We start from the raw sequence: 12,678 nt of genomic DNA on the forward strand, positions 1-12,678 counted from the left end.
CGGTCGATGCGCGTCAGCGAGTAAGGATCTTCCGCATCTCGACGAAGGTCGTCCTGGCAAAACCAGGATGGGCCTTTTCGGCGCTTCTGGAAAATCCCCAGGCGGCAAAGACGGCGTGATTGTCGGTGAGCTCGATGCGTGTCTCCAGCCGCAAAGCGGCAAAGCCGAGTTCTGCAGCCGTCTCCTCGGCAACTGCGAGCAAACGCCTGCCGAGGCCCTTGCCTTGCGCTGCCGGCAGAACGGCGAGCTTGCCGACATAGAGACAATCGGCCTCCGGCCGCAGAAACAGGCAGCCGGTCAGTTTGCCATCGTCGATGACGACATGGCCGATCTCGGCCTCAGCCTTTGCTGCCAGCGCCTCCGCCGTCAGACTGAGCGCCGAGGACGGCGGATCGATCCTCCCGTTCATCGAAGCGAAGGCCGTGAGGATGAGGGCGAGCAGCTCGTCCCAGCGCGTGAAGCTCCGATCAAGGCGGATAATCGTCATCCGGCCTGCCTTGCGCGGCGGCGCTTGTAGCGCACGGTTTCGAACCGGGCCGAGAGTGCGTCGTAAAGCAGCAGCCGCCCGATCAGCGGCTCGCCGGCGCCGGTGACGAGCTTGATCGCCTCCATCGCCATCATCGTGCCGATGACGCCGGTGAGCGCGCCGATGATGCCGGCTTCGGCGCAGCTGGGGATCAGGCCCGCCGGTGGCGCCTCGGGAAACAGGTCGCGGTAGCCTGGGTTGGGCGCTCCGTCCTCGGCCGTCGCGTAAGGTTTTAGCACCGTCAGCGAACCGTCGAAACGACCGACGGCTCCGGTGACGAGTGGGATACGTGCTTCCTCCGCCGCATCGGCCGCGGCATAACGCGTATCGAAATTGTCGGAGCCGTCGATCAGGAGATCGAAGCCGGACAATTGACGCCGGGCAGTCTCGCGAGAAAAGCGTTCCTCGAAGCGGATGAGCCGCACATGCGGGTTGAGCCTGGCAATGGCCAAGGCGGCGCTTTCGGTTTTCCGCTCGCCGATCGTGCCGGAATCATGGATCACCTGGCGCTGCAGATTGGACAGCGACACCCGGTCGTCGTCGACGATGCCGAGCGTGCCGATACCGGCGGCGGCGAGATATTGCAGAATCGGCGCACCGAGCCCGCCGGCGCCGATCACCAGCACGCGGGCGGCCTTGAGTTTCTGCTGGCCTGCCCCGCCGATTTCGGGGAGCAGGATATGGCGTTGATACCGGGCGATTTCATCGGGGCTGAGAGGTTCCATGGCGGCGATGGTAGCATGGCCCCCGACATCGGGAAAAGCGACATCGGGAAAAGCTGTCTCCCTCATCCGAACACCCTTCCGTCCGCAACCGTAAAGAACTGCGCCCTGTCGCCGAGGGCCGAGAACATTCCCCGATCCGTTCCGGTCATGAAGGCCTGACCGCCCAGTCCGTCGATGAGGTCGAACAACGCGGCGCGCCTGTTCTCGTCGAGATGCGCGGCGATTTCGTCGAGCAGCAGGATCGGCGCATGGGCGGTAAGATTGCCGACGAGTCGTGCATGGGCAAGCACCAGGCCGACAAGCAGCGCTTTCTGCTCGCCGGTGGAACAACGCGCCGCCTCCATCGCCTTTTCGCGGTGGTGGACGATGAGGTCAGCCCGGTGCGGTCCCTCCAGCGTGCGCCCCGCGCCGGCATCGCGGTAGCGGCTCTCGGCCAGCATCTCCGCGTAGTCGTCCTCGAGGTCGACCGATGGGCGCGAGAACTGGCCGTCCATGAAGCCCGAGAGCTGCAGTGAGGCCGAGGGGAAAGGCGAGCTCTCCAGTGTTTCCTCGATCAGCCGGCTCAAAAGGCCGAGCATTTCCTGGCGGGCGAGCGCCATGGCGATACCGAGGCTTGCCATCTGTTCTTCGATACCCGCAAGCCAGGAAGGGTCGAAGCGGCTCTCGTCCAGCAGTTTGTTGCGGCTGCGCATGGCACGCTCGAAATCGCTGGCGCGGCGGCCGTGGGCCGGATCGAGCGACAGCACCAGCCGGTCGAGAAAGCGCCGGCGGTCGGAGGAGGCGCCGGTGAAGAGCCCGTCCATCGCCGGTGTCAGCCAGAGAAGACGCAGGTGATCGGTCAACTCGTCGGCGGTTTTTGCCGGGGTGCCGTTGATGCGAAGCCGGCGGGCTGTGGTCTCCTCACCCGCTTCTATGCCGGTTCCGATCTCGACCTCGCCCTCCATGCCATCCAGCGCCGCGAAGATCGAAAAGCCGCCGGCCGCGCCGACGCGGGTAATGTCGCCATAGGCGGCTCGGCGCAGGCCGCGGCCGGGCGAAAGCAGCGAGACCGCCTCCATGAGATTGGTCTTGCCGGCGCCATTGTCTCCGGTCAGCACGGCGTGCCGACCATCGAGGCTAAGGCTCGCGGCCGCATAATTGCGGAAGTCCGTCAGCTTCAGACGGGAGAGAGAAACCTTATGCGGCATTGCGTATCCGGGTCCGTGAAGCGTGACAGCTAAGCCGAAGCGGCGCAGATGGCAAGCGCGCAGCTTCGCGCGCGGATCGCGCCCGCTTGACGGGGAGCATCGTAAACACGGTCAATTCCGGAACTTTTCGGTACGGTTTTCTCGAACCCGCGAAAAATACAACCGAATCCGAGGCGTCGAGATTGGCCGTCCTTACCGACGACAGCCGTCGTCGTCGCGCTCCGATCACCTGGATGACAGGGCTTCTGCGGCATTTCTCGGCGTTTGCTGACGTAACGTGACGCCTGCAAAAAGCCGGTTGAATTTTGCAACTACAGGATTGCCTTATCTCGGGAAAACGATATGGTGAACAAAAGGTTCATGTATAAGAGAGTGGTGAAGTGCCAGATCCGGTCGATATCATCGTTGGTCGCAACATCAGACAGCTTCGCGCCATTCGTCGTGTTTCCCAGCTCGAGCTCGGTGAAGCACTCGGACTGACTTTCCAGCAGATCCAGAAATATGAAAAGGGAACGAACCGGGTTTCAGCCAGCAAGCTGCATCAGATCGCGGTTTTTCTCGGCGTCGAGATCGCCGCCCTCTTCGAGGGGACCGATATATCGGAATTCGGCGGCCGTATCGAACTCAGCCCTGATGCCTATGCCCTTGCGCTGAGCTACGACAAGCTGAATTCGGCGGCAGGCAAGGAAGCGGTCAAGACAATCCTTACACTGATGAGCGGCGAAGCGGTCGATAGCGCCGCCTGACTCCGCTGAAGCGGTTAGCTGACCTTCGGGAGAAGCAAGACTTCTCCAGACAGGGATGACCTCCGAGCCATGTCGGGGGGCTGCCTGTCCCCAGCGGTAGACGCATTTCGCGACGCGTTGGTGAATCAGTGAATCTCGCACCCATGCAACGCCGTTAGCAGGTCGTCCTGCGTCTGGTGGCCGGCGTGGTAGAGGTCGATCGCGATACTGGCGATGGAAAGGCCCTGCTGGCTGCGAAGCTTGATATTGCGCTCGGCACACCATGTGTAAATGGCGCCGGCGAGAACGTCGACATCTTCGGACTGAGAGGAAAAGGCTGGCGCCATGATGAATACTCTTGCTTCGTGGTCCCCGTTAGAGCGCCTGCGTCCAATTGGACGCGCGGGAAACGCTCTGTCGCTCTGAAACTGCGCATCACCCCCCTGACATCGATTCCGAGCTCCTGGGTCATGCGCTGACAGCAGAGATTGGAGTCATTTTAAAAACTTGCAAGCGGCATCATCGGGCTGCGTTAACGCAAGTTCCTGTTCCGAGCGGGCACCGTGTCGATCTGGAACAGATTGCGCGGCAGATCTGGAACAGATCGCCTGGCATGAACTGCCCATGTCCCAAATCAGGATTTGCGGGTACAAAAAAAGCCGGAGACGTTTCCGTCCCCGGCTATCGCGATTGCCTATCGATCGACGGCTCAGCCTTCGAAGAATTCCTTCATCCGGGCAAAGAAACCCGTCGACTCCGGATTGTTCTCCTTGGAAGAAATCTGCTCGAATTCCTGCAGCAGTTCGCGCTGACGCTTGGTGAGCTTTTGCGGTGTCTCGATCTGGATCTGGATATAAAGGTCGCCCGTCTGCGCCGAACGCAGCACCGGCATGCCCTTGCCCTTGAGACGGAACTGTTTGCCGGCCTGCGTGCCCTCAGGCACGCTCACCCGCGATTTGGTGCCGTCGAGTGTCGCTACGTCGAAGGTTCCGCCGAGAGCAGCCGTCGTCATCGAGATCGGCACGGCGCAATAGAGGTCGGCTCCGTCACGCTGGTAGAATTCATGCGGCTTCACCGACAGGAAGATATAAAGATCGCCGGCCGGTCCGCCGCGAGCCCCGGCTTCGCCCTCGCCCTGTAGGCGGATGCGCGTGCCGTCCTCGATGCCGGCGGGAATATTGACCGAGAGTGACCGCTCTTCCGTCACCCGGCCCTGGCCGTGGCACTTCGGACACGGATCGGGAATGATCTGGCCACGGCCGTGGCAGGTCGGGCAGGTCCGCTCGATCGAGAAGAAACCCTGCGCCGCGCGCACGCGGCCCGTGCCCTGGCAGGTGCCGCAGTTCTTCGGTTGCGTGCCGGGCTTGGCGCCTGAACCCGAACAGACGTCGCAGGTGATGGAGGTGGGAACGCGGATCTGCGCCGTCTTGCCCGAGAAAGCCTCTTCCAGCGTTATTTCCATATTGTAGCGAAGATCGGCGCCGCGTTCGCGGCCTCCCGACGAGCGCTGGCGCGCCCGTCCGCCGCCCATCATCTCGCCGAAAATATCCTCGAAGATGTCGGAGAAGCCGCCGCCGGCAAAGCCGCCGCCACCGCCGCCCATGCCGCCATGCTCAAAGGCTGCGTGGCCATAACGATCATAGGCTGCCCGCTTCTGCGGGTCCTTGAGCATTTCATAGGCTTCGTTGATTTCCTTGAACTTCCGTTCGGCTTCCTTGTCATCCGGGTTCTTGTCCGGATGATATTTCATCGCCAGCTTTCGGAAGGCGCTCTTCAGCTCTTTCTCGTCCGCCGATTTGGCTACACCCAGAGTTTCGTAAAAGTCCGCTTTTGCCATTAAGGATTAAACCCCGGAAATGGATTTCCGGCTGCCATGGTGAGCAGCCGGATCAGGTGTTGAAGCATAACCACGCCGCCGCGGATTACGCGGACTTCTTGCGGTCGTCGTCCTTGATTTCCTCGTAGTCGGCGTCGACGACATTGTCGCCGCCTTCCGCGGAGGTATCGGCAGCAGCGCCGCCTTCGGCCTGCTGTGCTTCATAGATCGCCTGGCCGAGCTTCATGGAAACTTCCATCAGCGTCTGGGTCTTGGCCTTGATGTCTTCGGCGTCGGCTTCGGTTGCCTCGGTCGAGGACTTCAGCGCGGCGATCGCATCCGAGATGGCGGTGCGGTCGGCTTCGGAGACCTTGTCGCCGTAATCCTTCAGCGACTTTTCCGTGGAGTGGATCAGGCTCTCGGCCTGGTTCTTGGCTTCCACGGTCTCGCGGCGCTTCTTGTCTTCGGCAGCGTGGGATTCGGCATCCTTCACCATCTTTTCGATGTCGGCGTCGGAGAGGCCGCCGGAAGCCTGGATGCGGATCTGCTGTTCCTTGCCGGTGCCCTTGTCCTTGGCCGAAACCTGCACGATGCCGTTGGCGTCGATGTCAAAGGTGACTTCGATCTGCGGCACGCCGCGCGGCGACGGCGGCAGGCCGACGAGGTCGAACTGGCCGAGCAGCTTGTTGTCGGCAGCCATTTCGCGTTCGCCCTGCGAAACGCGGATGGTGACGGCCTGCTGGTTGTCTTCGGCGGTCGAGAAGGTCTGGCTCTTCTTAGTCGGGATTGTCGTGTTGCGTTCGATCAGACGGGTGAAGACGCCGCCGAGTGTCTCAATGCCGAGCGACAACGGGGTGACGTCGAGCAGCAGGACGTCCTTGACGTCGCCCTGCAGAACGCCGGCCTGGATGGCGGCGCCGAGCGCAACCACTTCATCCGGATTGACGCCCTTGTGCGGCTCCTTGCCGAACAGCTGCTTGACGACTTCCTGCACCTTCGGCATGCGGCTCATGCCGCCGACGAGGACCACTTCGTCGATTTCGGCAGCGGTGACGCCGGCATCCTTGAGAGCCGCTTTGCACGGAGCGATCGTGCGCTGGACGAGATCGTCGACCAGGCTCTCGAGCTTGGCGCGGGTCAGCTTCAGCGTCAGGTGCTTCGGACCGGAGGCGTCAGCCGTGATGAACGGCAGGTTGATTTCGGTCTGCTGCGAGGACGACAGTTCGATCTTCGCCTTTTCGGCAGCTTCCTTGAGGCGCTGCAGGGCAAGCTTGTCGTTCTTCAGGTCGATGCCGTTGTCCTTCTTGAATTCGGCAACGAGATATTCGACGAGGCGCATGTCGAAGTCTTCACCGCCGAGGAAGGTATCGCCGTTGGTGGACTTCACTTCGAAGACGCCGTCGCCGATCTCGAGGATCGAAATATCGAAGGTGCCGCCGCCAAGGTCGTAGACGGCGATCGTCTTGCCGTCCTTCTTGTCAAGGCCGTAGGCGAGAGCGGCAGCAGTCGGCTCGTTGATGATGCGCAGCACTTCGAGACCGGCGATCCTGCCGGCATCCTTGGTTGCCTGGCGCTGCGCGTCGTTGAAGTAGGCGGGAACAGTGATGACGGCTTTCTCGACCTTTTCACCGAGATAGGATTCGGCGGTTTCCTTCATCTTCTGAAGGATCATCGCGGAAATCTGTGCGGGCGAGTAGCCCTTGCCATTGGCTTCGACCCAGGCGTCGCCATTGTCGCCCTTGACGATGCTGAAGGGAACGAGATGCTTGTCCTTCTCGACGGTCGGGTCTTCGTAGCGGCGGCCGATCAGGCGCTTGACCGCAAAGAGCGTGTTCGTCGGGTTGGTGACCGCCTGGCGCTTGGCCGGCTGGCCGACGAGGCGCTCGCCATCGTCGGAAAAGGCCACCATGGAAGGGGTCGTGCGCGCACCTTCCGCATTCTCGATGACCTTTGCGTCCTTGCCGTCCATGACTGCGACGCAGGAATTCGTCGTTCCAAGGTCGATACCAATTACTTTTGCCATGTCATTCTCTCCTTGAAGCAAGCTGTCGGAACCCCCAGAAGGCATTTCCCTGACAGCCCCTTACGGGATGGGTCTATTTGAGATTACGCAATCGTGATTGCGGTGATGCGGCGTATATAAGGAGCGGTTTTCTGGACTGCAAGGCGGGAAATAGCCCGGAATCCAGCAAAACGAATGTGTTGCCTTCAATTTTCGCAGCAGCCGGGAAAGAGGCCGCCCGATCCCCCGGAAGCGTGCGATTTCTAGGAAATGTGGCCTGCGCCGGGCATGCAGCACGGAATCTCATTGACCCATGATCAGATCGAGCAGAGTCGTGCGCCGAGGCTGCACCGACGAGGTCGTCTGCGGCCCACCGACATCGCCGGGCGGCACGATGCCGTCGTAGCTTGAACCGCCGCCTTCGGCAACGTCTGCAGGAGGAACAGGGCCGTTTCCGGGGCTTGCCCGCGGTTGCCGGACAGGCGCCTGCGGATAACGCTCGGCATTCTCGCCGCCGCCGAAAACGCCGGAAATGATGCCGCCGATCGTCGTTGGCGGCGGCACTTCGGCCGTGACCGGCTGCCCGCCGTCGGGCGTTGCCTGCGCCATCGGCTGACCGCTGTTCGGATTGTCGATCAGCTGGCCGTTGCCGAAGAGCGGTGCCGGCGAAAGACCCTTGTGGGCGGCGATCATGAATTCCTTCCAGGCCTTGGCAGGAAGACCGCCGCCGGTCACCTTTTTCATTGGTTTGCCGTCGTCATTGCCGAACCAGACGCCTGTCGTGAGATTGCTGGTGAAGCCGACGAACAGCGCGTCGCGCGAATTCTGCGTCGTGCCGGTCTTGCCCGCCGCCTGCCAGCCGGGAATCTTAGCACTCTTGCCGGTGCCGTTCTCGATGACGCCCATCATCATCGTATCCATTTGCGCGGCGATCTGCTCGGAAAGCACGCGCGGCGGACTGTCATAAGTATTTTCGTAGAGAACCTTGCCCTCGGCGGTCGTCACCCGGCGGATGACGTGCGGCGTCGCCTTGTAGCCGCCGTTCATGAAGGCGGCATAGGAGGCGGTCAATTCCATCAACGACACTTCGGACGTCCCGAGCGCAATCGAGGCGTTCGGCTGCAGCTCGCTTTCGATCCCGAGCCGGTGGGCGAGCTTGATCACCTGATCCGGCCCGTCATACATCACCAGCTGCGCGGCCACCGTGTTCAGCGACTTGGCGAGCGCGGTCGCCAGCGTCACTTCGCCATTGTATTTCTTTTCGTAATTCTCCGGCGTCCAGTCGCCGATGCGGATCGGCGCGTCGTTGAACACCGAAAAAGGCGTCAGCCCTTTTTCCAGCGCCGCGGTATAGACGAAGGGCTTGAACGAAGATCCCGGTTGACGCTTGGCCTTGACGGCGCGGTTGAACTGGCTCGTCGCATAGTCTCTGCCGCCGACGAGTGCCCGGATCGCCCCGGTGCCGTCGATCGAAACCAGGGCCGCCTGTGAGGCATCGAGCTTGCCGCCCTCCTTGTCGAGCACGTCGACCAGCGACTGCTCAGCCTTCTTCTCCAGCGATTTGTCGATCGTCGTATCGACGATGATGTCTTCCTTGACGTCGCCGATCAGGCCCGGCAGCTCGTCCATGACCATGTCGGCGACGTAATGCCCGGCGCCCGACCAGTAGCTCTTGGCCGAAGCCGGGGTCTGCGACATTGCTGTCTTGACCTCGGAATCGGTGATGAAACCCTGCTCGCGCATGGCCGCGAGCACGAGCTGGGCGCGCGCATTCGCCGCTTCCGCGTCGCGGGCCGGCGAAAGCCGCGACGGCGCCTTGAGCAGGCCTGCCAGCACTGCTGCCTCGCCGAGGTTCACATCCCGCGCCGATTTGTTGAAATAGCGCCTCGACGCTGCCTCGACGCCATAGGCGTTCGATCCGAAGAACACCCGGTTGAGATACATCGCAAGGATCTGGTCCTTGGTATATTTCTGCTCCAGCCACAGCGCGAGCAGAACCTCCTGCACCTTGCGCTCCAGTGTTCTCTCGGGAGAGAGGAAGAGGTTCTTGGCAAGCTGCTGGGTCAGCGTCGAGCCGCCCTGCACCATGTGGCCGGCCGTGAAGTTGGTGACGATCGCCCGGCCGAGGCCGAGCGGATCGACGCCGAAATGCGAATAGAAGCGCCGGTCCTCGATCGCGATGACGGCCTCCGGAATATAGGGCGACATGTTTTCCAGCGACAGCGCCTCGCCGCCGGTGGCGCCGCGATTGGCAATGACGCTGCCGTCGACGGCGGTGATCTTGACGTTCGGCGGCCGCTCGGGAATCGCCCATGTGCTGGCGCTCGGCATGCGCGAGCCGTAGTAGAGGACGAGCCCGGCAATGCCGATGCCGGCCCAGATGAAAAGCACGACGCACCAATAGACCACGCGGCGCAAGAAGCCGAAAAGGCCGCCGCCCTCACGCTCCCGCGGCTCGCGCCGCCGCTGGCGGGCGGCACGCTGCGGCGGCGGCTTGGAGCCGCCGCGGCGCACGGATCCACTTCCGATGACGCGGTCATCGGCGTCGAGCGAAAATTCATCATCTTCGCGGGCCGGGCGGCCGCTGAAGGACGGTTCGATTCTGTCGCCTGATTTGCCTCTGCCTGCCATCGCGGACCGGTCGCATCCCCTGTTCGATCGCGAAGCCCACTTCGCATAACGGCGCCCCTATTACAGCGCCGGGCGTGTCTTTAGACGCGCGAAGGACGCTGTAGCACTTTGAAGTGCTGCATAATTTTTTCCTTAAACTGGTTTCGATTTAAGGAACTATGCAGCGGGCGACGCGATCATCCGAGTGAACTGTAATTGCGGCGATTTAACGGGGTGTTAAAGGCCGACAAGCGCCCGGCGCATTGTCGAAGCCGCATGGTCATGACCAGAGAGATAGGGACGCGTTGCGCAGGCCGAGCAAACAGGATTTCCGGTTTAAGGAATTATGCGGCGAGCGGAACCAATAGGCTCGACGATTGTTTATGGGGAAGCGGGACAGCCCCTCACGTCCCGCGATTGATCGGCCGTCTCCCCTCAACGCGCGCCGATCGACATCAGGCCCGGTGCATCCCCCCAAGGAGCGCCGGGCTCTTTCTTAGCTCCATTTTCGCAAGAGCACCCCGTGACGCAGAAAGGGCGGCATCGCTGCCGCCCTCAATGTTTCAGTCGCAGGCGGGATCGCCCGGACGGCAGACGAAAGGCGAAGCCCTTGGATCCGGACGATTGTGGGTGTCGGCCTTACCACCTCTGAACTGCGGCAGGTCACGGAAATCCGTGTCGGTTTTCCGACGCTCGGGCCGGCGGACTTCCTCTCTGCGATCATCGTCGCGCCAGTCCCGGTTGCGTTCCCGGTAGTCGCGGTCGCGGGAATAATAACCGCGATCGCGGTCACGGTAATAATCGCCGTCGCGGTTGCGGTAATAATCGCCGTCGCGGTTGCGGTAATAATAGTCGGGGCCGCGGCTCCAGCGGTCGCGCTCGCGATAGAAATCGCGATGGCGGTAGTAACGGTCCCAATAATTGCCGACGCTGAAGGTGACCATTGGAATGCCCAGCGGGCGATAATATTCCGGCCCGACATAGACGCGGCGTTGCTGGTAGACTGCCTGCACGTACTGGCCCGAGACCCAGCCGCGGCCGCCATAGAACTCGACGTCACACCAGTTGACGTTGGAAAGGCAGCCGCGAATTTCGACCGATGATCCGGCGGGTATGACGGCGACGGCGGGATACCGGGTGCTCGGACCCGCACGCATATTGACGTTTGCCGTCGAGTAACCCTCGGCGGCCTGCGCGATTGCCGGAGCCAGCAACAGCAGCGCGGCCCCGGCTATCTTGACGATCAGGTTTTTCACGCTTCTTACTCCTCGTTGGCGTGTTTTCAGGCAGCACTCGGCTGCGTTTCCTTGGCATATGCCATCTGGAACAAAAGATAGAGCGATCGCCGGCATTTGTTAGGGCGTCATCATTCGCTTGTCTTTCAATGCTTTATAGATTGAGCGCGATGAACGTAGCTTGAACGGGGGGAGATTTGTGCTCTCATGCTCGTCCCGGAAATCGGTTGCGTTCGAAGCATTAACGCTCTGTTAACCTTGCGGCTGCAATCTGGCGTCAATACCTGCTTGCTCCTTGACCACGGATGAACTGGCACCGAGCCGAGCGGATGACGAAAGGCCGGGCGACCGGCCTTTTGTTTTTGTTTTCCTGGTCAGGCACGCCATTGCCCTTCAGCCGGCCAGTGCCTGAAGGATACGCACCCAGGAGCGGATGCCCTTGTGATAGGAAACAAGCTCGTATTTCTCGTTCGGCGAATGGATGCGGTCGTCGCTGAGACCGAAACCGACGAGCAGTGATTCCATGCCGAGCATCTTCTGGAAATCGCCGACGATCGGGATCGAGCCGCCCATGCCGATGACGATGGCAGGTTTCGGCCATTCGTCGGAAAGCGCCGTCTTCGCCTTGGTCAGAACAGGCGAATCATAGGAGAGACGAATCGCCGGCGAGCCGCCATGCGGATGGAATTCCACCGAGCAGTCGGCCGGAATTTTCGACCTGACATAGCTGCGGAAAGCTTCGCGGATAGCAGCCGGATCCTGGGTACCGACGAGCCGGAACGAAACCTTTGCCGAGGCCTTGGCGGCGATGACCGTCTTGAAGCCTTCGCCGGTATATCCGCCCCAGATGCCGTTGACTTCGGCCGTCGGCCTTGCCCAGGTGAGTTCCAGCACCGACCGGCCCTTTTCGCCGGAGGGAATGGAAAGGCCGACTTCACCGAGGAAGCTCTCGGCCGTCTTGCCGAGCGTCTCCCATGACGCCTTGATGTTGTCGGGCGTTTCCTCGACGCCGTCGTAGAAACCGTCGAGCGTGATGCGGCCCGTCTCGTCATGCAGGCCGGCAAGCGCCTCGACGAGAATATGGATCGGATTGGCCGCAGCACCGCCGAAGAGGCCGGAATGCAGGTCGCGGTCGGCGGCCGTCACGACCACCTCCTCGCCGACGAGGCCGCGCAGTGCCGCGGCGATTGCCGGCGTATCGCGGTCCCACATGCCGGTATCGCAGACAAGCGCATAATCGGCCTTGAGTTCGGAGGCGTTTGCTTCGAGGAAAGGCTTCAAGGACGGTGAGCCCGATTCCTCCTCACCCTCGAACAGAATGGTGATGCGGCAGGGAAGTGCGCCGTTGATCTCCTTATAGGCGCGGCAGGCTTCGACGAAGGTCATCAACTGGCCCTTGTCGTCGGAGGTGCCGCGCCCGGTCAGGATCTTGCGGCCATCGCCGACATCCTTGATCGATGGCTCGAAGGGATCGTTTTCCCAGAGCTCGATCGGGTCGACCGGCTGCACGTCATAATGGCCGTAGAAAAGCACATGCGGCGCGTCGGCGGAAGCGCCGCCATGGTGGGCGACCACCATCGGATGGCCCGGAGTGTCACGCACCGAGGCGGTAAAGCCAAGGCCTTCGAGATAGGCGACCAGCCATTCGGCTGCCTTTCGGCATTCGGCCTTGTAGACGGGATCGGTGGAAATCGACTGGATGCGCAGAAGCTCGAACAGCTTTTCGAGGCTTGAGGAAAGGTTGTGATCCGCGCGCGCAAGCACCTGTTGTAGATCCGCCATTGTCGACTCCTTTTTGAAATTTGGCCGGACGATAGACCAAACGAGGAAGGCAGGCGAGGCGGAAAAGCAA

At 61.8% G+C, this 12,678-nt stretch carries 10 protein-coding genes; 1 reads left to right on the forward strand and 9 read right to left on the reverse strand.

Annotated features, from left to right (window positions below; genetic code table 11):
* Positions 1–13: 13 nt before the first annotated feature.
* From HJC04_RS28885 to recF, 3 genes are read right to left on the reverse strand one after another with little or no spacing between them, the layout of a single operon-like run.
* Positions 14–487: a GNAT family N-acetyltransferase gene (locus HJC04_RS28885; RefSeq protein WP_210629634.1), complete on the reverse strand. Its 474-nt coding sequence runs from the start codon at positions 485–487 to the stop codon at positions 14–16.
* A complete protein-coding gene (locus tag HJC04_RS28890) occupies positions 484–1,317 on the reverse strand; it encodes a molybdopterin-synthase adenylyltransferase MoeB (protein ID WP_405048799.1) in 834 nt (277 codons plus the stop codon). The genes HJC04_RS28885 and HJC04_RS28890 overlap by 4 nt, the downstream gene beginning before the upstream one ends.
* The gene (gene recF, locus HJC04_RS28895; RefSeq protein WP_210629633.1) at positions 1,314–2,438 is read right to left on the reverse strand and encodes a DNA replication/repair protein RecF; all 1,125 of its coding nucleotides are present in this window, start codon (positions 2,436–2,438) and stop codon (positions 1,314–1,316) included. Before recF ends, HJC04_RS28890 begins: the two co-directional genes overlap by 4 nt.
* Positions 2,439–2,818: 380 nt before the next feature.
* Between recF and HJC04_RS28900 the strand changes: the two genes are divergently transcribed.
* Positions 2,819–3,184 carry a helix-turn-helix domain-containing protein gene (locus HJC04_RS28900; RefSeq protein ID WP_210629632.1) on the forward strand — a complete coding sequence of 122 codons (366 nt, stop codon included), beginning with the start codon at positions 2,819–2,821 and terminating at the stop codon, positions 3,182–3,184.
* A gap of 125 nt (positions 3,185–3,309) precedes the next feature.
* On the opposite strand, the gene HJC04_RS28905 is transcribed toward HJC04_RS28900, so the two are convergent.
* From HJC04_RS28905 to HJC04_RS28930, 6 genes are all read right to left on the reverse strand, one after another.
* Positions 3,310–3,510, reverse strand: a complete 201-nt coding sequence (locus HJC04_RS28905) for a hypothetical protein (protein WP_085776534.1) — start codon at positions 3,508–3,510, stop codon at positions 3,310–3,312.
* A gap of 362 nt (positions 3,511–3,872) precedes the next feature.
* Positions 3,873–5,000: a molecular chaperone DnaJ gene (gene dnaJ / locus HJC04_RS28910; RefSeq protein ID WP_221147667.1), complete on the reverse strand. Its 1,128-nt coding sequence runs from the start codon at positions 4,998–5,000 to the stop codon at positions 3,873–3,875.
* Positions 5,001–5,085: 85 nt separating this feature from the next.
* The gene (gene dnaK, locus HJC04_RS28915; protein WP_221147668.1) at positions 5,086–7,002 is read right to left on the reverse strand and encodes a molecular chaperone DnaK; all 1,917 of its coding nucleotides are present in this window, start codon (positions 7,000–7,002) and stop codon (positions 5,086–5,088) included.
* A 282-nt stretch (positions 7,003–7,284) separates the two neighbouring features.
* Positions 7,285–9,612 carry a transglycosylase domain-containing protein gene (locus HJC04_RS28920; protein ID WP_210629629.1) on the reverse strand — a complete coding sequence of 776 codons (2,328 nt, stop codon included), beginning with the start codon at positions 9,610–9,612 and terminating at the stop codon, positions 7,285–7,287.
* A gap of 542 nt (positions 9,613–10,154) precedes the next feature.
* Positions 10,155–10,847 (reverse strand): SH3 domain-containing protein, encoded by a 693-nt coding sequence (locus HJC04_RS28925; protein WP_210629628.1) that lies wholly within the window; start codon positions 10,845–10,847, stop codon positions 10,155–10,157.
* Between the two features lie 372 nt (positions 10,848–11,219).
* Entirely contained in the window at positions 11,220–12,608 is a 1,389-nt protein-coding gene (locus tag HJC04_RS28930; RefSeq protein ID WP_210629627.1) for a M20/M25/M40 family metallo-hydrolase, read from the reverse strand.
* Positions 12,609–12,678 lie beyond the last annotated feature (70 nt).

Origin of the sequence: Rhizobium sp. NLR8a (assembly GCF_019685235.1) — a bacterium.
Lineage (GTDB): Bacteria > Pseudomonadota > Alphaproteobacteria > Rhizobiales > Rhizobiaceae > Rhizobium.

What these genes read in the sequence shown, in the direction of transcription:
- HJC04_RS28920 (WP_210629629.1), bottom strand. Translation starts at nt 9,612, where the DNA reads ATGGCAGGCAGAGGCAAATCAGGCGACAGAATCGAACCGTCCTTCAGC.
- HJC04_RS28885 (WP_210629634.1), bottom strand. Translation starts at nt 487, where the DNA reads ATGACGATTATCCGCCTTGATCGGAGCTTCACGCGCTGGGACGAGCTG.
- HJC04_RS28905 (WP_085776534.1), bottom strand. Translation starts at nt 3,510, where the DNA reads ATGGCGCCAGCCTTTTCCTCTCAGTCCGAAGATGTCGACGTTCTCGCC.
- dnaK (WP_221147668.1), bottom strand. Translation starts at nt 7,002, where the DNA reads ATGGCAAAAGTAATTGGTATCGACCTTGGAACGACGAATTCCTGCGTC.
- dnaJ (WP_221147667.1), bottom strand. Translation starts at nt 5,000, where the DNA reads ATGGCAAAAGCGGACTTTTACGAAACTCTGGGTGTAGCCAAATCGGCG.
- HJC04_RS28930 (WP_210629627.1), bottom strand. Translation starts at nt 12,608, where the DNA reads ATGGCGGATCTACAACAGGTGCTTGCGCGCGCGGATCACAACCTTTCC.
- recF (WP_210629633.1), bottom strand. Translation starts at nt 2,438, where the DNA reads ATGCCGCATAAGGTTTCTCTCTCCCGTCTGAAGCTGACGGACTTCCGC.
- HJC04_RS28890 (WP_405048799.1), bottom strand. Translation starts at nt 1,317, where the DNA reads ATGAGGGAGACAGCTTTTCCCGATGTCGCTTTTCCCGATGTCGGGGGC.